General features: G+C 63.4%; 20 protein-coding genes. 6 read left to right on the top strand and 14 right to left on the bottom strand.

Annotated features, from left to right (window positions below):
- The first annotated feature begins 119 nt into the window (after positions 1 to 119).
- The gene (locus OKA05_RS20200; RefSeq protein WP_264489002.1) at positions 120 to 2,267 is read left to right on the top strand and encodes an FUSC family protein; all 2,148 of its coding nucleotides are present in this window, start codon (positions 120 to 122) and stop codon (positions 2,265 to 2,267) included.
- 4 nt (positions 2,268 to 2,271) lie between these two features.
- On the opposite strand, the gene OKA05_RS20195 is transcribed toward OKA05_RS20200, so the two are convergent.
- The 6 genes from OKA05_RS20195 to OKA05_RS20170 form a co-directional block, all read right to left on the bottom strand.
- Entirely contained in the window at positions 2,272 to 4,572 is a 2,301-nt protein-coding gene (locus tag OKA05_RS20195; protein WP_264489001.1) for a discoidin domain-containing protein, read from the bottom strand.
- A 137-nt stretch (positions 4,573 to 4,709) separates the two neighbouring features.
- Complete coding sequence (locus tag OKA05_RS20190; protein ID WP_264489000.1) at positions 4,710 to 8,657, bottom strand: beta strand repeat-containing protein; 3,948 nt, start codon at positions 8,655 to 8,657, stop codon at positions 4,710 to 4,712.
- 254 nt (positions 8,658 to 8,911) lie between these two features.
- Positions 8,912 to 10,324, bottom strand: a complete 1,413-nt coding sequence (locus OKA05_RS20185) for a FecR family protein (protein WP_264488999.1) — start codon at positions 10,322 to 10,324, stop codon at positions 8,912 to 8,914.
- A complete protein-coding gene (locus OKA05_RS20180; RefSeq protein ID WP_264488998.1) occupies positions 10,321 to 10,857 on the bottom strand; it encodes a sigma-70 family RNA polymerase sigma factor in 537 nt (178 codons plus the stop codon). Before OKA05_RS20180 ends, OKA05_RS20185 begins: the two co-directional genes overlap by 4 nt.
- A 100-nt stretch (positions 10,858 to 10,957) precedes the next feature.
- The gene (locus tag OKA05_RS20175; protein WP_264488997.1) at positions 10,958 to 11,584 is read right to left on the bottom strand and encodes a response regulator transcription factor; all 627 of its coding nucleotides are present in this window, start codon (positions 11,582 to 11,584) and stop codon (positions 10,958 to 10,960) included.
- Positions 11,585 to 11,590: 6 nt separating this feature from the next.
- On the bottom strand, positions 11,591 to 13,945 hold the full coding sequence (locus OKA05_RS20170) for a sensor histidine kinase (protein WP_264488996.1): 2,355 nt from the start codon (positions 13,943 to 13,945) through the stop codon (positions 11,591 to 11,593).
- Between the two features lie 101 nt (positions 13,946 to 14,046).
- Here OKA05_RS20170 and OKA05_RS20165 point away from each other — a divergent pair, with 101 nt between their 5' ends.
- Entirely contained in the window at positions 14,047 to 16,287 is a 2,241-nt protein-coding gene (locus tag OKA05_RS20165; protein WP_264488995.1) for a hypothetical protein, read from the top strand.
- A gap of 86 nt (positions 16,288 to 16,373) precedes the next feature.
- Here the strand turns inward: OKA05_RS20165 and OKA05_RS29370 are convergent, their stop codons facing one another.
- The 3 genes from OKA05_RS29370 to ppdK all read right to left on the bottom strand — a co-directional run bounded on the left by OKA05_RS29370 (position 16,374) and on the right by ppdK (position 20,020).
- Positions 16,374 to 16,796 carry a type II toxin-antitoxin system VapC family toxin gene (locus OKA05_RS29370; RefSeq protein WP_343226983.1) on the bottom strand — a complete coding sequence of 141 codons (423 nt, stop codon included), beginning with the start codon at positions 16,794 to 16,796 and terminating at the stop codon, positions 16,374 to 16,376.
- Positions 16,765 to 17,025, bottom strand: a complete 261-nt coding sequence (locus OKA05_RS20155) for a ribbon-helix-helix protein, CopG family (protein WP_264488993.1) — start codon at positions 17,023 to 17,025, stop codon at positions 16,765 to 16,767. The genes OKA05_RS29370 and OKA05_RS20155 overlap by 32 nt, the downstream gene beginning before the upstream one ends.
- Positions 17,026 to 17,140: 115 nt before the next feature.
- Complete coding sequence (gene ppdK / locus OKA05_RS20150; RefSeq protein WP_343226982.1) at positions 17,141 to 20,020, bottom strand: pyruvate, phosphate dikinase; 2,880 nt, start codon at positions 20,018 to 20,020, stop codon at positions 17,141 to 17,143.
- A 340-nt stretch (positions 20,021 to 20,360) separates the two neighbouring features.
- Here ppdK and OKA05_RS20145 point away from each other — a divergent pair, with 340 nt between their 5' ends.
- Positions 20,361 to 20,969: a sulfotransferase family 2 domain-containing protein gene (locus tag OKA05_RS20145; RefSeq protein ID WP_264488991.1), complete on the top strand. Its 609-nt coding sequence runs from the start codon at positions 20,361 to 20,363 to the stop codon at positions 20,967 to 20,969.
- Positions 20,966 to 21,931: a sulfotransferase family protein gene (locus tag OKA05_RS20140; protein WP_264488990.1), complete on the top strand. Its 966-nt coding sequence runs from the start codon at positions 20,966 to 20,968 to the stop codon at positions 21,929 to 21,931. The genes OKA05_RS20145 and OKA05_RS20140 overlap by 4 nt, the downstream gene beginning before the upstream one ends.
- 187 nt (positions 21,932 to 22,118) lie before the next feature.
- Here OKA05_RS20140 and OKA05_RS20135 read toward each other — a convergent pair whose 3' ends face one another.
- The 5 genes from OKA05_RS20135 to hisI all read right to left on the bottom strand — a co-directional run bounded on the left by OKA05_RS20135 (position 22,119) and on the right by hisI (position 26,147).
- Complete coding sequence (locus tag OKA05_RS20135; protein WP_264488989.1) at positions 22,119 to 23,273, bottom strand: prenyltransferase/squalene oxidase repeat-containing protein; 1,155 nt, start codon at positions 23,271 to 23,273, stop codon at positions 22,119 to 22,121.
- Positions 23,270 to 24,067, bottom strand: coding sequence for a YdjY domain-containing protein (locus OKA05_RS20130; protein WP_264488988.1), 798 nt, complete (start codon positions 24,065 to 24,067; stop codon positions 23,270 to 23,272). The genes OKA05_RS20135 and OKA05_RS20130 overlap by 4 nt, the downstream gene beginning before the upstream one ends.
- A gap of 43 nt (positions 24,068 to 24,110) precedes the next feature.
- Positions 24,111 to 25,127 (bottom strand): hypothetical protein, encoded by a 1,017-nt coding sequence (locus OKA05_RS20125; RefSeq protein WP_264488987.1) that lies wholly within the window; start codon positions 25,125 to 25,127, stop codon positions 24,111 to 24,113.
- Positions 25,128 to 25,256: 129 nt separating this feature from the next.
- Positions 25,257 to 25,607, bottom strand: coding sequence for a 50S ribosomal protein L19 (gene rplS, locus OKA05_RS20120; RefSeq protein ID WP_264488986.1), 351 nt, complete (start codon positions 25,605 to 25,607; stop codon positions 25,257 to 25,259).
- 126 nt (positions 25,608 to 25,733) lie between these two features.
- Positions 25,734 to 26,147: a phosphoribosyl-AMP cyclohydrolase gene (gene hisI / locus OKA05_RS20115; protein WP_264488985.1), complete on the bottom strand. Its 414-nt coding sequence runs from the start codon at positions 26,145 to 26,147 to the stop codon at positions 25,734 to 25,736.
- A 102-nt stretch (positions 26,148 to 26,249) separates the two neighbouring features.
- Here hisI and OKA05_RS20110 point away from each other — a divergent pair, with 102 nt between their 5' ends.
- Positions 26,250 to 26,435, top strand: a complete 186-nt coding sequence (locus OKA05_RS20110; RefSeq protein WP_264488984.1) for a hypothetical protein — start codon at positions 26,250 to 26,252, stop codon at positions 26,433 to 26,435.
- 58 nt (positions 26,436 to 26,493) lie between these two features.
- Positions 26,494 to 26,871, top strand: a complete 378-nt coding sequence (locus OKA05_RS20105) for a zinc-ribbon domain containing protein (protein WP_264488983.1) — start codon at positions 26,494 to 26,496, stop codon at positions 26,869 to 26,871.
- Positions 26,872 to 26,874: the final 3 nt, after the last annotated feature.

Here is a 26,874-nt window from a genome sequence, read left to right as displayed (position 1 = left end):
TTATTGCTTCAGGCAAGTTAACAAGTTGAGACTCAAAGGGCAGGAAGCGTCTCGGATTCATGGGCGGGAAACTTCTCGTTTGCCATTGATCGCCGCGCGATCTTCCCGAGGCTTGGGGCATGCCGGCCAACGGCCCCAGGGAGTTTTTCCGAGATCTCCTCGACCGCGAGTCGTTGCGGCCGGACTTGAACCGCGCGATCCGCGGGACGGTGGCGTTCATGGTGCCGCTGCTCTTCGCGCTATTCAGTGGCGTGCCGGTGGATCTGGCGTTCCCTTGTATCGCTGCGCATACCATTGCGCTGGTCGATGTCCGCGGCGCCTACTCGTTGCGGCTGGGCCTCATGCTTGCGATGAGCCTAGTGCTCGCGGGGGCGACGGCACTCGGGGTGCTCGGCGTGGATAGCCTGCCGCTCGCGTTGTTAGGCTCGGTGATCGTCAGCCTCGCGGGCGGACTGTGGCGGCATCTCAGCAGCGAACACGGTCCGGGGCTGGCGATTGGCAGCGGCCTGATGTTCCTGATCGCGCTGTCGCCGCACACGACCCGGCCGGACGCGATTCACCCGGCGCTGGGGGCGTTGGCGCGCGGATTGTTCGGGGTGCTGTTGCAGGTGCTCGGCTGGCCCTTTCACCCGCAGCATCCGCTGCGGCGGACGGTGGCGGAAAGCTGGCTCGCACTGGCGGATTTGCTCGATGCGTTGGCGATCGAAGGCGAGGGCCGTCATGAAATGATCGTCCACCGCCAGGCCGACTTGCGGACTACGCTGAATCAGACGCAAGCGGTGCTGGCGGAGTCCAATGCGCTACCGGGAAACCTGCCGCGGCATCTGGAGCAGCTCAATCTCGTCGCCGCCCGCCTGACGCTGCGGGTGATTGTGCTCAGCACCTCGCTCGAAGCGGCGATGGCCCGATCGTGCTTCGCTCCGCTGGCTGCGGCTTTCGCGCCGGTGCTGGCGTCGCTATCGAACTCGGCGCGGACGGTGGCACTCGCGGTGGTTTCGCGTCAGCCAGCGCACCTTGCTGCCTTCGAGGTGCGGCTGACGCGCTTGGAGAACCTGCTCGCGGTGCTGCGCTCGCAGGTGAAGACCCGTCTCGATGATCCCGTTGTCGCCGGCCAGCTCGATGAAGTTCTCCGACAGATCGAAGAGTTGCTTCCCACGATCCGCGAGGCATTGAGGGCGACGCTTGATCGAACCGGCGACCGCGGCGCCTTTTCGCTGGAACTCTTCGACCTTCATACGCTCACGCTGCGCCCGTTGGCGGCGTCGCTGAACCTGAGCCGACGGGTTGATCCCGCGCTGGTCCGTCACACGGCCCGCATGCTGTTGCTAGTGGCCGCGGGCGTGGCCATTTTCAAAGAGCTCCAGATCCCGCACGGCTACTGGCTCCCGTTCTCGATGATCGTGGTTTTGCAGCCGGACTTCGGCTCCACGCGGAAGCGAGCAGCCGAACGTATGCTCGGCACCTTGGCCGGCGGATTCATCGCCAGCAGCTTGCTGTGGCTGCATCCGCCGATCGGCGTGTTGCTTGCGGCGGTGACCGTGACGATCGCCCTGTTCTCCTACTACGTGAAGCGTAGTTACGGGATCGCGGTCATCTTCATCACCCTGAATGTCGTGCTGCTGCTCGAAGCACACCAGCCGGTCACGCTCGCCGTTACCCTTGAGCGTCTGGGGTGCACGCTTGCCGGCGGATCGCTGGCGCTTGGCGCGGCGCTGATCTTCTGGCCGGTCTGGGAGAAGCAGCGTTTTCCCGAGATCATGGGCAAGGCGTTCGATGCGAATCTTTTCTATCTGAAGCAGGTCGTCTCCCGCCTGGAAGACGGCCTGCCGCACGATGAGGACCTGCTGCTCTTTCGCCGCAGCGCGGAGTCGGCGAACAGCGAGGTCTTTTCCTCGCTGCGCCGCATGACCGCGGATCCACGGAGCCGCCGCGAGGGACTCGATCAAGCCGCAGCGCTCGCCAATGGCAACCAGCGGGTGACCAACGCGCTCTCGGTGGTCACCGTCCATCTCAATGACCAGCGCAGTCGCCATCCGGAGACGCTTGCCCGATTCCGCGAGGTTTGCGCGGATGCCTTCCGTGAGTTGAAGTCAGGCGGTCCGGCGCTCGATGCCTCGTTCGAAGCACTGGAGTCCTTTGCCCTGCCGCAGATCGATGCCGACCATCTCGATGCCTCGCTTTTCCGCGAGCCGTGGGTCTATCCGCAGCTCGCCCGCATCGTCACCGAACTCGCTGCGATGGTGCTGGCTGCGAAATCCAAGGAGTAACGGCTCAATTGGACGGAGCGGTTAGCACACCTAATTCCGCCACGGCGGCATAGGGCTTGCCTGCTGCTCCTTTGACCGAGGCAAGCCGCACGAACCGGGCCTGGACGGCTTTCTTTAAGTCATGGGTTCGTTCGACGGGATCGTTGACCAGATTGCCGAAGTGGAAGGTTCCGGCGGTGGTCCATGTCTTTCCATCGATGCTGGTCTCGATGCGGCCCTCTTCGATCATGCCGTCCGGCACCGCCTTGTCCTGACGCGGCAGGTAGGTGACGGCGGTCAATGTCATGGGATTGCCAAGGTCCACAGTCAGCGTGTGCGGATGCTCCGGCGCGGGCGCGCTCCAGCGGCTGTGCCAGAAGGTCCCCGGGTCGCCATCGATCGCCTTGGCGGCATCGTAGGTCGCGTTCTCCTCGCTGGTGGCAGTCGCCTTCCATGAGGACTTGGAGGGGCCGAAGTGGAAGCGCTCGACCGCACCTTGCTGTTTCGCGGAGAAACTGCGGGCGGTGATTGATCCACCATCCGTCATCGGGACGGGCTTCTGATAGATTGGCGACTTGGGGCCGGGCTCGCTGCCGTCCGTGGTGTAGCGGATGGTCAGTCCGGAGGTCTTGAAGCCCGCGCCCTTGCCTTCGAAGGAGGGCTCTTTCAGCGCGAGCGTCACGTTTCCCGAAGCATCGCGCGTGGCGATCACTGGCAACGGCGGTTGATCGTAAAAGTGGACCAATACCTCCGCGACCGTCGGTTGCAGCCGGCTTTCCAGTACGCGCAAGCGTAGCTTGTCCGTGGTCACGGTCGGGAAGCGCAGGATCTTCTTGTAGCCGACGGTGGTGCCGGTGGCGACTTCGGTCCACTTGCCATCGATCCATGCGTCGAGTGCGTGCTTCTCGATCCGCTGGCCGCGCTTGGCGAGTGCTTCCTGGAAGACGAAGCGGTTGACGGGGGCGGGGGAGGGCAGGGTGATGACAAGCTCGCCGCTGCTGTCTTTGGGCTCCCACCAGGTGTCGAGGTCACCATCCTGGAGCTTGGGTGCGGAAACCTTGCCGCCCTTGGCGAGGTCGGTGCCGTAGGTCGCGCGGATGCGGCGGCCGGTTTCGCGCAGGCTCTCGACGTCGCGCTCGGAAAAGCGGCCCGACTTGTTAGGCGGAACGTTCAGCATGAAGACGGAGTTCCCACCGACGGCCCGTTCGTAGATGTCGAAGACATCATCGGCAGTGCGCACCGATTGTTGCGCGTCGTCCCGCCAGAACCACCCGTGGCGGATGGAGGTATTCGTCTCGCAGGGCTGGTAGTGGAGGAACTTCGCACCGGCGAGCTGGGCCTGCGAGCCGATGTCCTTGTCGGTCATGTCCGGCCAATCGAAGTCCTTGGGGTCACGCGGTAGCGGGATGACATTCCACTCGGTGGCGCGGGTTCCGCCGGCTTCGTTGCCGCACCAGCGAACATCGGGGCCCTTGCCGAAGATGACGGCATTCGGGGCCAGGGTGCGGATGACTTCATACCAGGCATCATAGACGTAGGTCTGGCCGCCCTTCTGTTTCGGATGCGCCCCGTCGAACCAAACCTCGTGCACCGGCCCGTACTCGGTGAGCATCTCGTAGAGCTGGTTCAGCATGTAGCGGTTGTAGTCGTCGCACTCGAAAGTGAAGAGTGGAGCACCCGCGGGACGATCGGCGCGGACCTTCTCCGGTGCCGTCTTGAACGAGGCGGGATCGGTGGGGATGGTGCTCTTGCGCGAAGTACTACCATTCCCGTAGAGACCGTCCTTCGACTCGATCTGATAGAGATCGGCCGGGGAGAGGTAGATGCCGAATTTGAGCCCATGCTTGGCGCACGACTTCGAAAGCTCGCGGGCGATGTCGCCTTCGCCGTTCTGAAAGGGCGAGTTCTTGATCGTCTGGTGCTTCTCGTAGCGCGACTGCCACAGCACGTAGCCGTCGTGATGCTTGAAGGTCATCACGACCATCGTCATGCCCGCGGCCTTGAGCGTCTCGCACCACTGGTCGGTATCGAGGCCGGTTGGCGCGAAGGTTTTCGGGTCCTCCATGCCATTGCCCCACTCGCGGCCAGTGAAGGTATTCGGACCGAAGTGGATGAAGCCGATGAACTCGTTCTTGTGATACGCGACCTGCCGCGGCGAAGGCACGACGTGCGCGGCTTTCGACACGATCGATGCCAGCGGTTCGCCCGGGTCGATCGCCTGGAGCGGAGCAAATTCGACCGCTCCTGCCACCGCGATGGGTAGCACGGAGGCCCAGATGAAGCCGAAGCGGTGGAGGAGGAGCGAGTTCAGGGAGAAGGTGGTCATTTGATCCTCAAAAGGCATCTTGTGCGTGGAAACCAGCGCCAATCTGTCATTTTCGGAGCAATCGACAAAGAAAAAGCCGCTCCGGCCCGATGCCGGAGCGGCCTGTGTGTTCGACCTCGAACCCAATGAAGTCGAAATTACTTCGTCACCTGGAGGCGGCCGAAGAGCTTGCCGCCGACGGCCAAGGTCCGCGGGATCTGGACGGTGATGTTGTCCGGAGCCGCATCATGCTCCACCACGGTCACGATGACCCCGCTGGGGGTCGTGGAATTTACGGCGCCGAGGACGACATCGGTCCAACTTGCCAGAGTGGAGCCGTACTGGATGGCTTGGCTGGTCATGCTGGCTTCGGCGTCATCGCGACGGCGGAAGGTGAGCGTGAGGTAGGTGACGTCGAGGCTGCCGGCCGGCAGGATCGAGCGGTCGCTGGCCAGCGGATTGCCGTCGAGGTAGAACTCGCTGAGGTTCGGGATGCCGTCCTTTTCCGGGTCATCGGTGAGGCCGTTCTCCTTGCCGGGCGTGCCGTCGAGTCCCTTGGAAGCGGCCCACGATTCAAAGGCCCCGCCGACCACCAGGCTGCCGCCGCCGGCGAAGTAGGCGCCATAGGTCTCGTGGCTGGAATTGTAGGTGCCAGGGCCGACGTCGTCGCCATCGAGGATGAGCGTGCCCACGATATCGGAAGCCGTGGCGGTGAGTTCCAATACCGCGCCGCTATTGATGGTGACCGTCGAGTTGTCGGCGAGCGCCGAGGTGGCGAGGGTCAGCTTGCCCTGCATCACAGTGGTGTTGCCGGTATAGGTGGGCAGAGTGCTCAGCGTGAGCGTTCCCGTGCCCGTCTTGGTCAAGGCGAGCGGAGCGGCGGCACCGTCGCGGAGAACGCCGGCGTAGCTGCTGCTGGAGTTATCCGAGCCCACGGTGAGGGTGGCCGGAGTGGTGGCGTGGTAGTTGCCAATGGCACCGCCCGCGCCGCTGAGGCTGGCGAAGCCGTGGTCGTGACCGTCCAGCTTGAGGATGGCATTGTCCACGACGAGCGGCCCGGTGCTGAAGGCCTGTGCACTGCCCGCGACGACGGACGCAGAGGGGCGGCCATTGATCTTGGTGGAGGCGTAGGTGTTCTGGCCCGGAACGGTGGGCGCAACGATCAGGTTGCCGTTTTCTGCCACGGGATCGCCGGAGTAGAACTCGCACTGGAAGGCGCCGGTGATCGGGCCGCTGATCGTGAAGTTGCTGCCGCGCTGCGCCATGATGCCTGAGTTGGCAGTCAAGGTGATGCTACCTGCCCAAGTGGCGGTGGCGTTGCCCGCAAGCCGGAGGCCGCCGGGATAGCCGCCGTTGGCACCGGGCTCACCCCAGCCGGCACCGGCGATTTCGATCGGCGTGGTGTAGGCATCGATGCTGCTGAAGGCGAGGAACTGCGAGCCCGGCAGGATCTGGACCTTGGACGCGCTTCCGAGCGCGAACTTGCCCAAGTTTGCGCCTACCCGGCCTTTCTCGACGCGGAGCTCGCCCGTGAAATCGACGTCGAGGTTCAAGGAGCCCCAATCGGCCAAGCCGGTGGCAGCCTGGGCGGAATTGAGGGCAACGTTGCCCGCACCCCGGATGCCCGCAGGCAAGGGGGCTGCCGTGGCCTGCTCGAAGCGCAGCGTGGCCCCGGCGTCGACCTGATAGATTGCGCTGCCAGCGGCACCATTGGTGGTGCCGTTGCCGAATTGCAGCGTGCCTTGGTTGACTTGAAAGGTGCCGGAGGCGGTGTTGGTCGTGCTGGTGATGACCTGGGTGCCGGGGCCGGTCTTCGTGAAGAGGCCGCTTCCGGTGCCGTCCAGTGCTCCGGCAAAGGTAGCAGTGGTGGCGGGGTTGAAGACGACCTGGTCGTTGTTGACCAGCGGACCTGAGATGCTGCCATTCACCGTGCCATTGCCGAGCTGCAGGGTCCCCAGGTCCACCGTGGTGGTGCCCGTGGAGGTAATCGAGGTAAGCAGGGTGACGGTGCCCGAATTGGTCTTGAGGATTGGGACGTTGCCTCCGATCGACCCGGTGCCGCTCAGCGTGTAGTCCTTGGTGTCGTTGTTGAAGGTGAGGCTTTTCGGTGTGACCGCGGTGTCGAGCGTCACGGTTAGATTCGGGCCGCCGGTTGCGCTGTCGTCGAAGACCACCACATCGCCATTGTGATAAGTCTCGGGCGTGGCACCCAAGACCCAGTTGGTGGTGGTCTCGATGTCCCAGACGGAAGTGGTGCCCTTCCAGCGGAGCGGATTGATGGCGCTGATCTGCAGGGTGACCGCGTCGTTGTCATCGATGATGTCGGCCACGACACCGCGGGGCAGGGAGGCGAGTTGGAAGGCGTCAATTCCGTCACCACCGATCGATCCACCGCTCGGGTAGCCGATCAGCGGGAAGTCGCCCACGGCAATGTTAGAGGGAACGGTCACCAGGACGGTGCCCGCGGGAGCAAGGCTGTTGGTCGCCTGGATGGCGGGAGTGAGCGTGTTCAGGGGGTCGAAATTGGCGATGGAAACGGTCGAGCCGTTGGACAGGTTCAGGTCCGGCACGGTCCAGACGCTCGCCGTGCTGCCGGCGGCTGCCAGCGTGGTGCCGCCCGTCACGTTCAAGGTTCCGCCGATCGAACCACCGGTGATGACTTCGAGGGTGCCGACGTTGACGTTGGTGGCTCCGGTGTAGTCGCTTGCCCCGGCAAGGGAAAGGGTGCCGGCACCGGTCTTGGTAAGGCCGCCGCCGCTGGTGTCTCCCGCGTGGAGGCCGGTCTGGATGCCGACGTTGTGGCCGTTGGTGTCGAAGATGAGGCCGCCACTTTCGATTTTCACATAGGGGCGCTGTGTGTTCAAGCTGGTGACGCCGTTCACTCCGATCCGGAGGAAGTCCGCCTCGCTCGCTAGCGCCTTGATGGTGCCGCCGTTGACGACGACGTTGTTGTTAGTGGCACTTGGGACACCCCCCCCGGAGCGGATGGACGAAGTGGAGAGCGTGCCGCCGTTGAGAGTAAGGTGGACGTCCGTGCCGCCGGCGATGTTGCTGTCCTTGCGACCGACGTTGATGAACTGGTTCACCGTGAGGTTGCCGGAGGTCACGGTCACGTTGCCGTTGGCTCCGCCGGAGCCGATGCTGAGGCCACCTCCAGAGATGATCAGTGTGCCTGTGCCGGAGACTTCGATGGCCCCGTGGTAGCCGGGGGTTGCGCCGATATCGAAGTAGGGGTTCGTACCGCCCATCGCGAAGGTGAGCGACCCTGTTCCGGAAACCGTCGCCTTGCTAACAGCGGCGTTGGCGGGGGTTCCGCTGGTGCCTGCGATGTTCGAATCATCGTAGCCGAGCCGGTGTTCCGCGAAGCCATTGAACGCGAGCGAACCGGAGGAGACGTTCACGGAGGCTCCGTTGGTCGCGGTGACGCGGCGTGTGGGGCTGTTCGGTGCCGAGATCGTGGCGGTGCCGCCGCCGACATTGAAGGAATCCGGCGTGGTGCCACCGGCGCGGCCCGCGAGGAATCCGCCGTAGATTTCAGGGATGGCGTCCGAGGTGAGGGAACCCGAAGCCGCGACCGTGGCGGCGAAGGTTCCGCCGTTGAGATTGAAGGTTCCGGTGCGTGTGGCACCGGAGGCACCATCGGAGAGCTGGATGCCGCGATTGACGGTCACATTCACGGTGCCGCCGTTCTGAGTGAAGGTGGACTGGCCCGAGCTGGAGCCGATGAAGTATTGGGAGGAGTTGGCGGCGGTGGAGGTGAAGGTCAGCGAGCCAGTAGTGCCGACCGTGAAGGTGGGGTTGCCTCCGTTGCCGATGTTGAAATGGGTATTATGGGAGATGGAGAGGGAACCGTCCAAGGTGGTGTTGGCCGCGCGATTTACGACGCTGGTGGAATTCGCGGTGGCTCCTGATCCGATGATGATGATGTCGTTGTTGGTAGGCACCGTGGGGCTGCCACCGTTATTCCAGTTGGCGCCGGTGTTGAAATTGTTGGCGGCGTTTTCGGTGCCGATCCAAGTGGAGGTGGCCGCCGATGCCGTGGAGCCCGGCGAGAAGATGGCGACTTGGGAGGCGATGAGCAGAGAACTGCGGAACTTCGGATTCATGGGTTGTGTCGAGGTCGGGGATGGCAAGGGCCGGGCAACGGGAGCCCAGTTCCCTGCGATTCAGGCGGGGATGCGGCACAGCCTCGCGGATGCGCCGATGCTCTCCGTGGATCCCAACGCCATGAACGACCTCACGCGGCAAATGACGCCACAGGAGGATGGGTTGGCCCTTGGGTATTCAGGAGGCACGACGTTCCATGCCCTCGATTTCCCCCGGGTTTAAGAAATCGCAATCGAACGGGGTGACGGAAGCGTCACTCCGCATGCACCGACGGCGCACGCAACAAAGCGGTGCCGATCCGCCGGAACGCCAGGTCGCCGCCGGTCCGGTTGCTTATCAACATGCTCTCCACGGGAGCTGGATCCTTGAGCCAAATGCTGGCGATGACAGGTGCCTGAGCAGTGCCGCCATCATGCAATGTCACACGTCCATCGAGGCCATAGCAAACCGTGAGCTGGTGGTCCCACAACGCGCAGACCGGTGTGAGTGGCGAAAGTTGTCCACCGCCCTTGAGTTGCCAACGGTGCGTGTTCACTGCCTCTGCCATGAGGCTGAAGAGTTCGTGGCCGGCCGGATCGAGGATGGCGATCGCTTCGATGCCGTCCATCCGCTGCACCTTGTCGTGCGACCATGAGGGTGGCGTCAGTGAGAACGAAAAGATGTAAACGGAACCCGTGCCGCCCGGATCATGCGGGGCAAGCCGCGCGAAGAGCCGGCGGCTACCGGATGATGTATCCAGCTTTTCCTTTATGATCACGGTGGGGTTCGTCTCATCCGTGGCCTCCCATTTCTGGCCGGTCTGCGGAACGTGATCCGAGAGCAACGTTCCGTCGGCGGCCTTGAAGTCATCCTGGAACAACGCGAGTTCTTCCGGGAGGCCGGAGCGGAATGGAATGAAGGGGCGCGCGGTGGGGGTGAGCGTGCCGTTTCCTTCGAGGCGGACCGCTTCTCCGGCGTTCACCTTCGAGGGTCCCCTTCCTGTGTGTGGCGCAAGCTCCAAGCTGCCGGTGTTCACTTCCACCAGTGCCGCCTGGTCCGGCAATATCTGGCATACGAATTGGGTTCCGGAACCGCGAACTGTTCCGCCGGGTGTCTCAATCGTGAAGGGCTGTCCGCCGGCTTCGGCCTGGAAAGAGCCGCGGCCTTCCAACAGGCGGATGTCTCCCAGGGCATTGACCAGCTCAATGGCTGCGGGGCCTTCGAAGTGCGCGAGCACTCCTTCCCTGAGTTGGATGGCTGCGGTGCCACGCTCCAGGCGCAAGAGTTCGCCGGGCGACCACTGGCCGCGGTCTTCGCGCTGGGCAATGGTGATCCGGCTGTCCGAACTCGCGGTGATCGGCGGACTGCTCGCGCGAGTGGCGTCGACTTCCGGGCGGGCTGTGATCCATAGTCCCGCGAAAATCAATGCGGCAAGCGAGGCCACGGCCGCGACTGCCGTACTTACCGAGGGGAGCTTGCGCGTTGGGAAAGGCAGCGTCGTTTCCTCCGGGAAAGCGGCCCGCGCTTCCTCCCGCTCGCCCAGCAATTGATCGAGGAGCATCATGTCGTAGCACGTCTCGCGAGCCGCAGGATCCTCGGCCAGCAATTCGCGCAGGGACTCGGCATCCTCGGGATCGAGGTCACCCTCGATCCACTTGTTCATGAGCTGGTCCAAATGCGATTTCATTCGTGTGCTTCCACAAGTCGTTGTCGCACGCACTGCCGCAGCAACGAGCGCAATTGAAAGAGTCTGGCCTTCAGCGTGCCAACGCTGCGGTTAATCGATTTCGCGTGGGTTTCCAGCGAGCCCTCGGACCAATAGCGGTGGCGGAGCAGCTCGAGATCGCGTGCGTTCAGCCGTTCCATGCAACGGGCGAGCGCGACCCGGCGCTCCGGCAATTCATCCACCGCGGCGGGAAGCTCGGTGGCGAAGCGCTCCAGCAATCCCTCGTCGAGCGGCAGGCATCGCCTCCGCCTCAGCTTGCGAAGCTGGGACTTCACCTCGTAATCCGCGACCCGATAAGCCCAGTTGCGGAAATTGGTGCCCGGAGTGAAGTCGTCGCGTTTCCGCCACAGCGTGACATTGACCGCCTGCCGGATGTCCGCAGCCAGGTGCGCGTCACCGCACAACATCCGGATGAAAGCGAACAGGTCCGCCTGGCATCCGGTCATTGCAGTGACGAAATCTTCGAGGTCTTGGGCTTCTCGGTGCTCTTCCACCTTACTTGCTACGACTTTCGGCTGCTGCAGGTTTAAACTGAATGGAAATAGTTTCCGATTTTTTCGTCACTTCGGGGGCAGCATGGGACGGGAATCTTGCCTAACTCGCGCTGAGCGCCTCCACCGCCAGCAGGCAGGCAGCGGTGCGAGTTTCCACGTTCAGGGCCGCAAATATCTCCAGCACGTGCTTCTTCACCGTGCTCTCGCTGATGCCGAGGATGGTGGCGATGTCGCCGTTGGTCTTGCCTTGGGAGAGCCACAGCAGGGTCTCCGCGACGCGCGGGGTCAGGCTGAAGGTGGCCTCGAGCGGTGCGGCGGAGCTGAAATCGGGGTCGAACGCCGTCACGACGCTCTGGCCCGCGCGGGTGAGGCGGGAGGAAATCGCATCGAGCAGGTCGGCCTTGGCGACCGGCTTGGTCAGGTAATCGTCGGCGCCGAGGTTCATGCCAGAGCGGATGTCCGGCTTCTCGCCCTTGGCGGTCAGGAAAATGAACGGCGTCGCGCGGGTGGCCGCGTCCGCGCGGAGTTCGCGGAGAACGCCGTAGCCATCCAGCTCCGGCATCATCACGTCGCAGAGGATGAGATCGGGCTTTTCCCGCAACGCCGCCTCGACCCCGATGCGACCGTTTTCGGCGACGACCGGGTGAAACTGCTCCAAGCGCAGGATGGTCGCCAGATTCCGGCGCATCTCGGGCTCGTCTTCGATGATGAGAATCGTCTTTTTCATAATCTATCAGGCTGGGGAAAACGGGATCTCGACGGTGAAGGTGGTGCCTCCACTTTCGCGGCTGTTGACGGTGATGGTGCCGCGGTGCAGTTCCACGCTCTGCTTCACGATCACCAGGCCAAGGCCGGTGCCGGGCGTCTGGCCGACATTCGAGCCACGGCGGAATGCTTCGAAGAGATCGGGCAAGTCCTGCTCCGGGATGCCGATGCCCTCGTCCCGCACCGCGAAGACCAGCGAGTCACCCTCGCAGACGGCGCGGAAGGTCACCGCAGCGCCATCGGGTGAATACTTCACGGCGTTGCTCAGCAGGTTGAGCAGGATGTGGCGCAGCAGGCTCTCATCGGTCAGGGCTTCGACGGGTAGATCGCGTGTCGAGAAGTCGATGGGGCAACGCGCGTCGGTGGTCGAGCGCACTTCATCCACCATGCGGCGGCACAGCCCGGCGAGATCGAGCGGACGCGGGACGAACTCCATGCGTCCGGAATCCAACCGGCCTAACAGGAGCACGTCTTCCATCAGTCCGGCCATGCGGCGGGAGTTCTTGATGATGGAGACGAGTTGATCGTGGCGCTCGGCGGGATCGAGCTGGTCGAGGTAGTCATCTAGGATCTCTGCCGATGACTGGATTATGCCGAGCGGCGTTCTGAATTCGTGGGAGACCATCGAGACGAAGTTGCTCTTGAGCTGGCTCAGCTCGCGCTCGCGTTCCAGGGCGCGCTTCAGTTCCTCCTCGGTGCGCTTGCGCTCGGTCATGTCGATGACGACTGCCTGCATGAAGTTTTTGTCGCCTTGCGGGATGCGGCTCAGCACGACCTCGATCGAGACGTCATGGCCATCGGCATGACGGTGGGTCCAATCGAAGCGCGCGGTGCCGGTGGCGAGGCATTTCTTGATCTCCCGCATGGCGACCGTCGCGGACAGTTCGCCATTCGGCTGATACTCAGGCGCGACCTCGGAAGGATGGCGGCCGATGAAATAGGACGGGTCGTGTCCAAACATCGCCGCGGCAGCGGGATTCACTTCCGAGAATAGCGTGTTCTCGTCGTGGAGCATCACGCCTTGGCGGGACTCCTCGAAGAGCGTGCGGAACTTCTTCTCCGAGGCCCGCAGCGCTTCTTCGGCGCGCTTCCGGATCGAGATGTCTTGGGTAATGCCCCACAGCTCGTAGAGCCCGCCTTCGCGTTCGATGAGCATGCCGCTGATGGTGATTTGCACGCGGTGGCCATCGCGATGGACGTACTCTTTCTCGAAGGGTCCGAAGTGGCCGTTGACCTTCACCGACTCGAGGATCTGGTCTTCATCCTCCTTGTACTCCGGCGGCGTGATTTCCCAGTAGCTCATCTGCTCCACCTCTTCCCTCGTATAGCCGACGACCTCGGCGAAGGATGAGTTGACCTGTAGGAAGTTGCCTTCCCAATCGACCCGCGCCATGCCGACGGGCGAGTGCTCGAAGAGTGCCTTGAAGCGCTTCTCGGATTCGCGCAGCTCGGTGGTTCGCTCGGCGAATTTCGATTCGAGCGATTGGTTCAGTTCCTGGATCGCGATCTCGGCTTGCTTGCGCGCGGTGTCGTCCTCGTGAACGCAGACGACTTCGACAAGCTGGCCGGTGTCGGGATCCACGACCGGGAACATGGTCGAGCCGATCCACCGCACCCCGCGCGAAGGCCGGCCCTCGCCGATGCGCATTTCGAAAGGAATCGAGGAAATGCTGACGACCTCTCCATTGAAGGCGCGTTCGATGTGTCCGCTGAGACCGGCGGCGGCGAGCTGCGGATCCCGGCGGATATTGAATTCGCTGAGGTCCGGCACGACCGGCTCGAAGAGCTTGCGGAAGGCGGCATTGACCCGCCGGCTGGCACCGTCGGGCGAGAAGATCTGGATGCTGATGGGCGCCTGCTCGAAGACCCGGCTCCAGCGCGACTCGGAGACGCGCAGGTCATCCTCGACGCGCTTGCTGTGCTCAACATTGCGCGTGGTGGTCAGGATCACCTTGCGGCCGTCCGCCTCTAACACCGTGGCCACGATGTCCACGCGGGTGACGATGCCATCGAGCCGCTTCATCAGCCAATCGAAGCGGTGGCTGCCTTTCTCCAAGGTGAGCCGCGTGTGCTCTGCCACGGCTTCCGTCGAGAGCCGCCCGTCCGACTGGAACTCCGGCGCGAGTGATGGAGGGGATAATCCTAACAACTCCACGCGGTTTTTTGCTCCGATGGCTTCGGCCGAGGCCTCGTTGCAATCGATGAAGCTGCCCGTTGCCGGATCGATCAAGGTCATCGCATCGGCGCTGCGCTCGAAGAGCACGCGGAACCAATCGCCGCCCAGGGCGGAGGGCGGGAGAGCTTGGCCGTGACGCGATTCCATGCCCTATTTATGCCGCGGATCGCGGTGCTTGGGAAGGCGCGGCCTTTGGTCCTTTCGACCCATTTACGGGAGGCGGCGGAGACCGGCATGGTCCCGGCCCCATGAAACTCCTCCAGGTTCTTTCCCTCGCGCTGGCCTTGTGTCTCGGCGCGAATGCGAACCCCGCCACCACCGGCACCTGCATCGATTCGCTGGGCCGTTTTCAGGTGAATGCGAGCATTCCGGCAGGCACCCGCCATGCGGTGCTGGAAGTGACCACCGATCTCTCGTCGCCCGCACCGTGGCGCAAGATGCTCGCCTGCTCCACCGATGGCCGCGCAGCGAACCTGATTTTCCGCCTGCCAGCCCAGCCCGGAGGACGATGCTTTGCCCGGGTCCGCACCGGCCCTGAAATCACGCCGCCCGCCGTGGAGCTCTCCAACCCGGACCTGATCACGCTCTCCTACGGACCGGCCGTCGCGGAGTCAGTGAAGGTCGGCCTGCTTTCCACGGCGGGAGCCAAGATGATCGAGTGGGATCATCTGCCCGGTGAGACCTTCCGCGCGAACCTGATCGCGTGGGCGAAGTCGCAGCCGAATGTCGAGGATGCGTGGGCCGAGTCCCTTGCGGGCAACATCTGCATCCGCTTCGCCGATGGCGATGTCTGCGTGCTCATGCAGAAGCCGCGCACCTCCGCCGATGGTGGCACGCCGATGCCCATCGCTGCCTCCGACGTCCCGGTGGAGACGCCCACCTTCGGCCCGACGGCCGCCCCCATTGGCGACCTGCCCGGAAAGAACCGCGCGGTGGCCGCCTTCTCGCTGGAGTCACATTTTCCGAACTCCGCGCCGACCATCGCTGGCCGGTTGAATGGCAAAGGCTACACGGCCACGAACTACCCCTCCACGACGGTCCCGCAGATCGTGTCGTGGGCGCCGGACGGCTCGCCGCTCGGCGTGCTTTTTTGGCACGCGCACGGCGTTCCCTATGAAGATGAGAAGGGCGTGAAGCAAGGGGTCATGATCGTGACCGGCGACTATGCCGAAGCCTACTATACCCGGCCGATCTACAGCGAGCTGCGCCAGTCCGGAGAGCTGGAGCTGGGCATCGTAAAGGGCGAGACGGTGCCGCAGTATGGGATCACGGCGAAGTTCATCCGCCAGCGCATGCACTTCGCGCCGCACTCCATCGTGGTGCTGGACGCCTGCTTCGGTGCGGACCCCGATCTGGGGAAAGCCTTCATCGATGCGAATGCGGGCTCGTTCGTGAGTTGGGACTGGCTTTCGGGCGACCAGAGCGGCACGCCGTGCCTCAAGATCTTCGACCGGCTGCTTGGCACCAACGAGGAGCCGCCGATCTCGATGCCGAAGGAGCGCTCATTCTCGCTCGATGCGATCCGCTGGTGGATGGCCCAGAACGGCTACGACTATGACCCGAGCCCGAAGTACTCAAACCAAGGCCGGCCGAACGCGAAGCTGGTGTGGTATCACCATAAGCAGACCCCGGGGCACATCCTACTGCCGTCGGTGATGCGGATGATCGCGGAAGCCCATGACGAAGCCGAGCCCTTCAGCAAATACCTGATCGAGGGCGACTTCGGCCCCGACCCCGGCCCGTCGGATCGCAGCGTCCTGTGGGGCGGACAGCCGGTGCACGTGGAGCGTTGGCATCACTACAACGGCATCGTCATCCGCACACCGCAGAGTCCGCCGCGCGGCGAGATCCAGGTCGTGAAGAGCAAAGACTACTACACGTATAGTAACAAGGTCCCGATCACCGAGTGGACGGTGCCATTCAAATACGAGGTCTCCAGTGAAGGGGCGCTCAGCGCGACCATGGATCTGAATGTGAAGTTCCGCGGCGATATCCATGGCTCCCGCGGCATGCCGGAAATGACCCCGCAGTACCTCGGCGTCGTCTTCTCGAACATGGCCGACTGCACCGGCACTGTCACCGCCAGCGGCGCGCATCATCCGGACGTGGCCACCACCGTCACGTGGTCGGGGGGATCCTCACTCACTTCGATCGATCCGGCCGAAGCCGGCCAGGGCGTGCTGACCCACCTCATTAGGAACAACTGCGTGCTTCAGGTATTCAACGGCAATGCCCTCTATTTCAACCTCACCGCGACCGGCACCTTTACCTCCACCGAGCGCGTCGTCCTTCCCGACGGCGGCGTTCGCACGACGGTCAGCGAGGATGGGATCGGGCTCGATGTCTTCGTGTTCCTGATGACGAAACCGCTCAGCTTCAACCCCGCGACCGGCCGCCTCGCCGCTGGCAGCCCATCCTTCCCCGGCGCAAAGCTCTCGTGGCCGGCCGTGACGCCGCAATTCGCGCCGACGGATGAGACGGTGAGGTGAGGCAAAGCAATCGCTAAAATGACCTGATCCGCATGATGCATTTTCCCGTTAATCCCTCGGCCATCTACGTGAGGCTGGCGGAGGGTTTACGGGGCGATCAACGGGATGACTTGACGCTTGTTCCGGCGGTAGATCCGGAAATCGGAATCAAGGGTGAAGACGGGAGTCTTGGGCCAGAGTTCGGACATCCGGACGAGGCATGCGTCGGCGAAGGACATGGGCACGCTTTCGTAACGGGCCATCAATGTGAAAACTTCGTCAGCGGAATTGTCAAAGCCACCCCAGCAGGCGAGCAGTCCGTTCCGGCGCCAAGCTTGGATCTGTTCGGTCGCACGGCGGGAATGCTGAAGAAGGAAAAGCGTTTCCGAGAGAACCGCTTCGCACGTCAGCAAGGGCGCGGTCAGGTGGCGGAGTTGGTCCGCCGCCCACGCATGGGTCGCCTGCCTCGCATCGAGCAGTGCTACCAGCGGCCCCGAATCAAGGAGCGCGGCGCACTTTTTTCCCGCCATAGCCTTCGAGGTGCTTCTTGTTGGTTGCGAGGTCGGAGACACCGCTGTCGATGCAGCCAAGGCCGTCTTTCATCTGCTCGAAAAGGCTGGCTGCAGCGGGCTTCTTAGCCGCGAGTGCCGCTTCCAACGCCTGCCGCACGATGGCAGATTTTGACACGCGGCGGATCCCGGCTGCTGCGGCAAGTTGCTCGTCGAGTTCCTTGGGGATCTTGCAGGTGATGATCGCCATGCCAGCAGGGTAATACCTGCTGTTGGCATTGCAATACCACGAAACGAAAAAGCCGCTCCGGTTTCCCGGAGCGGCTTTCGATATCGATCTAGCGGAAGCTAGCTAGCCTTGCGGCTTACTTCTTCTTCGCGGCCTTCTTGGCTGCCTTTTTCGCAACCTTTTTGGCGGCGGCTTTTTTGGCAGGAGCCTTCTTCGCAGCTTTCTTGGCGGCCTTTTTCGCCGGGGCGGCACCCTTGCCTTCCTCGATCGCGGCCTGGGCGGCGGCGAGGCGGGCGACGGGCACGCGGTATGGCGAGCAGGAGACGTAGTTCAGGCCGAGCTTGTGGCAGAACTTCACGGAGTCCGGATCACCACCGTGCTCACCGCAGATGCCGAGCTTGATGTTCGGACGGGTGCTGCGGCCTTTCGTGACGGCGGTTTCCATGAGCTGGCCGACGCCGGTCGCATCGAGGGTGGCGAAGGGGTTCTTGGAGAACACTTCGCTTTCGATGTACGGCATGAGGAACGCGCCCATGTCGTCACGGCTGATGCCGAGCGCGGTCTGGGTGAGGTCATTGGTGCCGAAGCTGAAGAACTCGGCGCCCTTGGCGATCTCGTCGGCGGTGAGGGCACCGCGTGGGACTTCGATCATGGTGCCGACCTGGTATTCGAAGGTGACCTTCTTCTCGGCCATGACTTCCTTCGCCACGGCGTGGACGATCTCGGCCTGGAGGTCGAATTCCTTGCTGAAGCCGACGAGCGGGATCATCACCTCGGGCTTCACGGCGATCTTCTTCTTCGCCACGTCAGCGGCGGCTTCGAAGATGGCGCGGGCCTGCATCTCGGTGATTTCCGGGTAGGCGATGCCGAGACGGCAGCCGCGGTGACCCAGCATCGGGTTGAACTCGTGCAGGTCGTGCACGCGCTGGATGATGGTTTCCACCGGCACGCCGATCTTCTTGGAGAGATCGAGCTGCTGTTCCTTCGAGTGAGGAAGGAATTCGTGGAGCGGCGGGTCCAGGAGGCGGATGGTGGCAGGCAGGCCCTTGAGCGCCTTGAAGATGCCGGTGAAGTCCTCACGCTGATACGGGAGGAGCTTGGCCAGCGCCTTCTTGCGGGCAGGCAGCGAGGTGGCGAGGATCATCTCGCGCATCGCGTCGATGCGGTCGCCTTCGAAAAACATGTGCTCCGTGCGGGTCAGGCCGATGCCGGTGGCACCGAAGGCAAGCGCGATGCGGGTCTGCTCCGGGGTGTCGGCATTGGTGCGGACGGCCATGCGGGTGGCTTGCTCGCACCATTCCATGAGCTTGAGGAAGCTCTTGAACTTCTCGGTCTTCTTCGAGGCCTTGTCGCCATCGACGATGCCGGTGATGATTTCCGAAGGAGCGGTCTTCAGCTCGCCACCGTAAACGGTGCCGCTGGTGCCGTCGATCGAGAGGTAGTCACCTTCCTTGAAGGTTTCACCGGCGACCTTCACGGTCTTCTTGTCATAGTCGATATCGATGGCGGAAGCGCCGCAGATACAGACCTTGCCCATCTGGCGGGCGACGAGAGCGGCGTGGGACGAAACACCACCCTTGGCGGTCAGGATGCCCTCGGCAGCGATCATGCCGCGAAGGTCTTCCGGAGAGGTTTCGTTACGGACGAGGAGGACGCGCTCACCCCTCTCGGCGGCCGCGGCAGCGCGGTCGGCGTTGAGGTAGATCTTGCCGGAGGCGGCACCCGGGCCGGCGGGGAGACCCTTGGCGAGTTCCTTGGCGTTCTTCGCTTCGGTGACGTCGAAGATCGGGGCGAGGAGCTGGTCGAGCTGATCGGCCGGGTTGCGGAGCACGGCGGTCTTCCAGTCGATGAGACCTTCCTTGACCATGTCCATGGAGAACTTCAGCGCGGCGGCGGCGGTGCGCTTGCCGTTGCGGGTCTGCAGCATGAACAGCTTGCCTTCCTGCACGGTGAACTCGACGTCCTGCACGTCCTTGAAGTGCTTCTCAAGGATCTGGCGGACCTTCATCAGTTCCGCGAAGGGCTTCGGCATCGCCTTCTTCATGAGGGCGACGGGATCCGGGGTGCGGACACCGGCGACGACGTCTTCGCCCTGCGCGTTCACGAGGAACTCGCCGTAGAATTCGTTGACGCCATTGGCCGGGTTACGGGTGAAGGCCACGCCGGAACCGGAGGTGTCACCGGTGTTGCCATAGACCATCGCCTGCACGTTCACGGCGGTGCCCCACTCGGCGGGGATGTTGTACTTGCGGCGATACACGATCGCGCGGTCGTTCATCCACGAGCTGAACACGGCACCGGCGGCACCGCGGAGCTGCTCCCAAGGATCGGAAGGGAAGCCCTTGCCGGTGCGGTCCTTCACGAGCGCCTTGAAGCGCTTCACGAGTTCCTTTTGGTCATCGGCCGTCAGGTCGGAGTCGATGATGTCCTTGTGATACTTCTCGTGCTTGAATTCTTCGATGACGACCTCGAAAGGCTCGTGGTCTTCGCCTTCGGTCTTCTGCACGCCGAGGACGACGTCGCCATACATCTGGACGAAGCGGCGATAGCAGTCCCAAGCGAAGCGCTCGTTCTTGGTTACTGCGGCGAGGGACTTCACGGTCTCGTCGTTGAGGCCGAGGTTCAGAATGGTGTCCATCATGCCCGGCATGGAATCGCGGGCGCCGGAGCGGACGGCCACGAGGAGGGGCAGGCCCTTCGCATCGCCGAACTTGCAGCCCATGATCTTCTCCATGTTCTTCACGCCGGCTTCCATTTGAGCCTGCAGCGAGGACGGGTAGGTCTTCTTGTTCGCGTAGAAGTAGGTGCAGACCTCCGTGGTGATGGTGAATCCTGGAGGCACCGGGAGACCGATGCGGGTCATTTCCGCGAGGTTCGCGCCTTTGCCGCCGAGGAGGGCCTTCATCGACCCGTTGCCATCGGCTTTGCCGTTGCCCCAGGTGTAAACGTACTTAGTGCCCTTGGCAGCGGGCGCTTTCTTGGCCGCCTTCTTGGCGGACTTCTTCACGGTAGCCATCTGTAATGCGTGGAGTAGGTTAACTAATGGAAAGGCGCGTCAGGACGACGAAAAGGTCGCCGATGTCCCGGGCGCGGACGCGCGAGGCTAGCGATGAGAAACACGGTGTCAATGAACCAGTTCCGTCAGTAAAACGCTCTTCATGGCGGACGGTCTCACGGCTCCCTAACCTCACGATGACATGGATCGGCGACGTCCGATTTCGACCATCGCGAGCTATTGGCCGCCGTGTCGAATCCGACACTTTTCATCACGATGAGCAGCGTCCTGACATCATCGCCGTCAGGAACGGTCCTTGACCAGCGACGCTTGCTTCGGGGAGGCTGGCCAAGCGTCCGCCATGATTTCCTTTCAGAAACGCTTCCTCTTCGTCCACATCCCGAAGACCGCGGGCAACTCGATCCAGAACATCCTGCGGGATTACTCCGAGGACCGGATCGTCGCCAGCGGGGGGCAAGACGGGGTCGAGCGCTTTGAAGTGCGCTCGGATGGGCGTGATTTGGTGAAGCACTCGACACTCGTCGAATACCACCGCGAGCTCGGCACGGAAGCGGTCGAGGGCCTCTTCAAGTTCGCCTGCGTCCGCAATCCCTGGGACCGCATGATCTCGTTCTGGTTCTCGCCGCACCGCCGCGAGACGGACTGGAACGCGAAGAAGTTCCGCAAGTTCGTCGAAAAGGAAGTCCGCCCGCTGCGCGAGTACTTCGCGCTGCCGACCGACGCGGGCAAGCCGCCGTTCGCGAATGTCGACTTCATCATCCGCTACGAGCATCTCAATGACGACTTCCGCAAGGTCTGCGAGCGGCTGGAAATTCCGCCGGTTGAGCTTCCGGTGCGCAATCGCTCCGAGCGGGGCGACGCGGCGCAGTACTATGATGACAAGCTGAGCGCCTTCATCGCGGAAACTTTCGCCGACGAGATCGACTACTTCGGCTACCAACGCCCATGACCCGCCCGGTCTTCCTGCTGTCTCTGCCGAGGGCTGGATCGACCCTGCTCCAGCGGCTGCTGCTGATGAGCGGGAGATGCGCGACGCTCGGCGAGCCGAGCCTGCTGCTGCGCTTTTTGGGCGAGGACACCGCGATGACCCGCAAGGCGACCTACTGGGAATCGCTGGTCGAGACCGCCACCGCCGACATGCGCAAGGCATGGGACGGCTATGACGAGGCCTACCGGAAAGGCGTCCGCGAGCTGATGCTCGGCATTTACGACGGCCTCGCCGGCGGCAAGGAGTGGTTCCTCGACAAGACCCCGCGCTACACGCTGATCGCGGAGGAGATCCTGGCGACCTTTCCCGATGCTAAGATCATCGTGCTGTGGCGGCATCCGCTCGCGGTCGCGTCGTCGGTGTCCTCGACCTTTCGCAAGGGCCGCTGGTGTCCGGAGGAATTCGGCATCGACCTGTACGAGGGCCAGCAGCGCTTGCAGGACTTCTGTGAGAAACACGGCGAGCGCGTGTTCCAGATCAAGTACGAGGACCTCGTTACCGATCCGGCTGTGGAATTGGCCCGGCTCGGTGCCTACCTTTGCTGGGAGAACCTGGCTGCGGTCTTGGACGAGGAGTTGGTCACTTCAACCGGCGGTAGCTTGGGCGATCCCACCGGGGTGAAGCGTTACAACAAGATCTCTCCGGATAGCCGCGATGCTTGGAAGAAGGAGATGTCGAACTGGTATCGCCGCGCCTGGGCACGGGGCTACGTTTTCGGTGAGCGGGGGCGGCGGATGAAGCTCCTCGGCTACGAGTTGCCGGATGGCATCGCCCGCGGTGGACCGCTCGGGCTTTGGGCCGGGCTGGCCGATTGGTTCACGGCGCGTCGGCGGATCGCACGGCGCTTAAGGAGGCCGACATGGCTGCCGCGGTTTCTGAAGAAGTTCCGCAAGGAGCGGGGGTATGATGTGTCGTTTCGTTGATTGAATCGTAGGCGCGCTGGTGACAGCGCGGAACGGTCCGTGGAAGTCGGCAATCCCAGTGCTTCCGCGTTGTCACAAACGCGCCTACGGAAGGTGGAGTTCCGATCACAAAGAAAAAAGGAGCGCGGACATCGCCCGCGCTCCCTTGAATCTCCGGGCGGAATGAATTCCGCGCTCCCAGTGGGCCTTACGGTTCGCTCGGGATCGAGTAGTAGATCTGCTCCAGCGACATCACGCTGTAGGCGGTGACGAGGATGGGGTTCGATTCCATCCAGCGGGCGTTTTCGTTCGACCACGAGCCGTCCGCTTTCTGCTTGCTGAGCAGGGCATTGGCGAGATCGGAGCGCCAGTCGGCTTTCTTGCCGTCGGCCAGCTCGAGCTTGTCGATGTTCGCGGCGGACAGGGCCTTCGACATCGTCTGGTAGTAGTAATACAGGCCTTGGGCACCCATGCCGGGGTTCTCGGTCAGGGTGTAGTTCTTGCCGAGCCACTCCTTGACCGCCTTCACGCGCGGATCATCCGGGCCGAGCTTGGCGTAGATCAGCGAAAGCAGGCCGGCATAGGTGATCGAGCCATGGGAGCGTAGGGCGGTGCGACCGTCGGGCAGCTTGTCTTCGCCGGCCTTGGATTCGGCCGGTGCATAGCGGAAGCCGCCCTTGTTCTGTGGGGACTCGGCGCTTTCCGGCAGCGAGGTTTTGCTATCGACGGCCTGGCAACGCGACAGGAAGACCAGCGCGGCGTCCCAATCGAGATCCGGCTGCTCGCCGTGCTTGCCGTCTTCCACCACCTTCTTCGAAAGCGCGATCGCCTCGATCGCCAGGTAGGTGTTCGACAGGTCGGTGTGGTCGTTCTTCGAGCCGTAGCCGATGCCGCCGTCGTTGAGGTTGTCGGTTTCCTTCTTCTGGCCGATGTCCCACTGCTGGTCGATCAGGTGCTTGCGGCCCTTCACGATGGCCGGTTCGAACTCTTCCAGCCCGCCCGCGGTCAGCGCGGTGACGGAGGTGGCGGTATTATAGACCGAGAGGCCCTTGTTATAGATGCCGCCGTCTTCCTTCTGTTGCTTGAGCAACCATTGGAAGCCCTTGGCGAGGTGAGGCGGCAGCTCGGTCTTCGACTCACGGCCGGGATCGCGGGCACCGGCGGTCAGCGCCAGCGCGGTGAATGCAGGCAGGTCGGCCTGATCCCAGTGGCCGTCTTCCTGCTGCTGCTTCGCGAGGAAGGCATTGCCGCGGGCGATGGCTTGCTTGATTTCGACCTGGAGGGAAAGGTAGCGGGTGTCCTTTTCCTGCGCCGGGGCGAGCGCGAGGGTGGAGGCAAAGGCGAGAAGAACGGCGGACTTCATTTTTCGGCGGCAGGTTTCTGGTGAGGCGTGATGGTGACGGTGACTTTCGTGCCTTCGGGCGGCACGCGCTTCGGGAAGGGCAACCACACCTCGTCGGAATTGTTGTCCTTGCCGGAGAAATTGATCAGCGCGGCGCTGCTGAGGAAAATCGCGATGTAATCGCCGGTGACGTCGGCCACGAACTTCCCTTCGTGAATGCCGGAGCCGCCATAGACCCACGGATCGGCGGCGGGCATCTGCTCACCGGTGGAGCCGTGCGAAATCCAGTCGTTGAGCGAGGCGGTGCGCGTCTTGCCGGCTTCCTGCCACTCGAGGCCGATCTTGATCCGGGCCGCGACCTTCACGTCATCCGCGACCTTTGGGAAGGCGTTCGACATGGTGCCGTCCTTCTCGACGATCGCATAGAACTCGGAGGAGGCGGGGTAGCGCAGCAGCTTGAAGGCGAGATTGACGTGCGTGGCGGAGACGTCTGTCACCAGCAGCGACTCGTGGACCTTGCCATTGGTGTGGACCAGCGCGAACTCGAGCAGTTCGCCGCCAGCCATGTTCACCGCGGCCGGAAATCGGATCTCGCGGGTCTTGCGGTTGAAAATCACCTCGCCGATCTGCAGGCGGTCGGCATCCAGCTCCTTCACAGCCGGCTCTGCTGGCGCGACCGGTTGGTCGGGGGCAGGCAAGGTGCGCGGCTCCACGGGCGTGACTGGCTGCGCGGGTTCGGTACGCAGCTCCGCTGGCGCCGGATCGGCGCAGAGCAACGGGCTCGCTGCGAGCATCAAGAGGAGGGGGCGCATCATCTGGCGAAGCTTCCCCTGAGAAACGGTCGCGTCCAGTAATCTCTTAGGGCCGATCCGCCGGTTGCAGCGATTTTCCGAACTCCGACCACGACAGCCGCGTGATCCGCGCCGACAGCGCCGGCACCGGCTCATCGGTCTCGGAAAGTCCATCCGGCGGGGTGAGCTCGGTGGTCGCTGCGATCTGCGAAGCGACCAGCCGGTAAACGCCGCGGAGGATCTCGCGGCGTAGCTCGCTCGCGTCCTCGGGCAGCGCCAGCTCGATCACCCCGGTCGAGGTCGAGCTTTCGCCATCGGCCAGGATTTGTAGCGAGAGAGGTGGCCGGACGGGCGGCGGTGGGGGAGGTGCGGGCGGCGGCTCCGGCACTTGGGGTTTCCCTTTGGCCTTCGGCTTGGGCTTGGGCTTCGGTTTGACCTTCTTCGGCGGCTGCGGCGGGTCGGGAAGATCCACGCGCGGGACGAATTTCACCAATCCCGCGGAAGAGTTCGCGGTGATCCGTGCGGCTTCTTCCAGCAGACCTTCCAATGAAGGATGGGGCACCGGTGTATTGATGGCGGCCTCCAGCACCAGTGGCTTGGCGAGCGGATCGACACTCCAGGGCGCGACTGCCGGGCGCAGCCGCTGAATGCCGGCGAGCGCTGCTGCGCGCTGCGAATCGTCCGGTTTGCTGGAATCGAGCACGCGCTCCCACGCCAGCAAGGCTCGGGCATTGCCGCTTTGTTCCTCCAGATGGACGGCCAAATCGATCAGGGCATTGGCACCTTTGCCGGCAGCCTCCTCCCGATAGGCATCGATCGCGGCCGGGGCATGTGGGTCGCCCGGGTCGATCTCCGGCGGCGGTTTGATCGGCGACTGCACCTCGCGTTGCAGGTCCTCCCGCGAGTTCGGGGCCTTGTCGCGTCGCGGCTTGGAAAGCGCGGCGGCGGTGTCGGCGCGGATCCGGCGGAGCTGGAAGTCGCTCGGCGGCGTCAGGAAATCCATGTCCTTCGTCCACGCCCACCACGGCAGCGCAATCACCCCGATGGCGAGGGGGATCACGGCGAGGAGGGGGACGCGCTGCACGGCCGGGAGCATGAGTGAATCCGCCAGCCACCGCCAAGGGGCAAGTTCTCCACGCGGTCTCCCGGAACGAAAAAACGCGCCCGCGGATGAACCGGGGCGCGTTTGGGAAAAGGACTTCCGGGAAGCGGATTACTTCTTGGGAGCAGCCTTGACGAGCATGGCCTTCTTACCGACGCGGCTGCGGAGGTAGTGCAGCTTGGCGCGACGGACCTTGCCCTTGCTGACCACTTCGATCTTGGAAATACGCGGGGTGTGGAGCGGGAACACGCGCTCGACGCCTTCGCCGTAGGAGATCTTACGGACGGTGAAGGAGGCATTCACGCTGGTGCCGCGGCGGGCGATCACGATGCCGGCGAAGATCTGGACGCGCTCCTTGCCGCCTTCCACGACCCGGGTGTGGACCTTCACGGTGTCGCCCACGTTGAAGTCGGCGATGTCGGTCTTAAGCTGCTCCTGCTCGATCTTTTTGATGATGTCCATGGCGGTCCTCCTTGCTTGAAAAATGGCTGATCCCGGCACCCAGAGGCGCGAGGGGCGGGAGAACTAGGGGAACGACCCGGCGATTGCAACCGCGAAATTTGCGAATTTCGGCCCCATTTCCCGGGTTTATTGCTCGTTTTTGAAGGCCAGCAGCGCCCCGCCCGCGGAGTCGCGGCCGGCGACCTTGCGGTAAAAGCAATCGTTCCGCCCGGTGTGGCAGCAGCCGCCGCCGAGCTGCTCGACGTAAACGACCAGCGCGTCCTGATCGCAATCGGTGCGGATTTCGACGACCCTCTGGACCTGCCCGGAGGTCTTGCCCTTGTGCCACAGCTCCTGGCGGCTGCGTGACCAGTAAACGGCCTCGCCCAGCTCCAAGGTGAGCGACAGCGACTCGGCATTCATGTAGGCGAGCATCAGCGGCTCCTTGGTCGTGGCGTCGATCGCCATCGCCGGGACCAGGCCATCGGCATCGAACTTCGGCGTGAACACCAGGCCTTCTTCAAGCGCCTTCTTGTCACCGGGCAGCGGGAACGAGTTCATGCGGGCGGCTGTAAACGCGACGGGGCAGGGGGGCAAGAGCGGGTTGAGGAAGGCCAGGCCGGGAGCTTGCCTCGACCCTCTCCCGCGAATAATATGATTTTGATGAATCCGACGACCTCTGGTTCCAGCTTTTCGTCGCGGCCTGATCCGGTCTTGGCGGAAGTCCGCCGCGCCAAGGTCATGCTTTTGGAGCGATTCGGCTTCGACCTGAAGGCGATGGCGGAGGACGCGAGGAAGCGCCAAGGCGAATCGGGGCATGTGGTGATTGATGCTTCCGCGGAGCGCTAAGTCGCGATTCGACCGTAGCTTGCGGGGATGATGACTTTTCGACAACCTGTAGTCGAAGATGACCCGGCGGAAGTCCAAGAAAGAGGCGGAAGCCGCCACTCGGTTTCGCGAGCAGCGGATCGAAAAGCTGATGCGGCTCGGGTGGATCAAGGATGCTTCCGAGATCCCTGCCAGCGCGATTCCGGTCGATCCCGATCTCGTGAGCTTCGGAAGCGAGTGGTCTCCGCATCCGGTGTTTTTCCGGGATCAGACCTTCCTCTGCCAGGACTGCGGCGCGGTCTGTGTGTGGGCTGCTGCAGACCAGTGCTGGTACTACGAGACGACCAAGGCACCGTCCTGCAAGGTCGCAGTGCGCTGCCGGGAGTGCCGCCGGATAGAGCGGGATCGGATTCGGGAAGCGAGACGTCGAGCCGGTCACGATCCGGAAGGCACGTGAGCC

This window comes from Luteolibacter arcticus (assembly GCF_025950235.1).
Taxonomy (GTDB): domain Bacteria; phylum Verrucomicrobiota; class Verrucomicrobiia; order Verrucomicrobiales; family Akkermansiaceae; genus Haloferula; species Haloferula arctica.
Note: the sequence above shows the minus strand (reverse complement) of the source record. Positions and strands in the feature narration are given on the sequence as shown.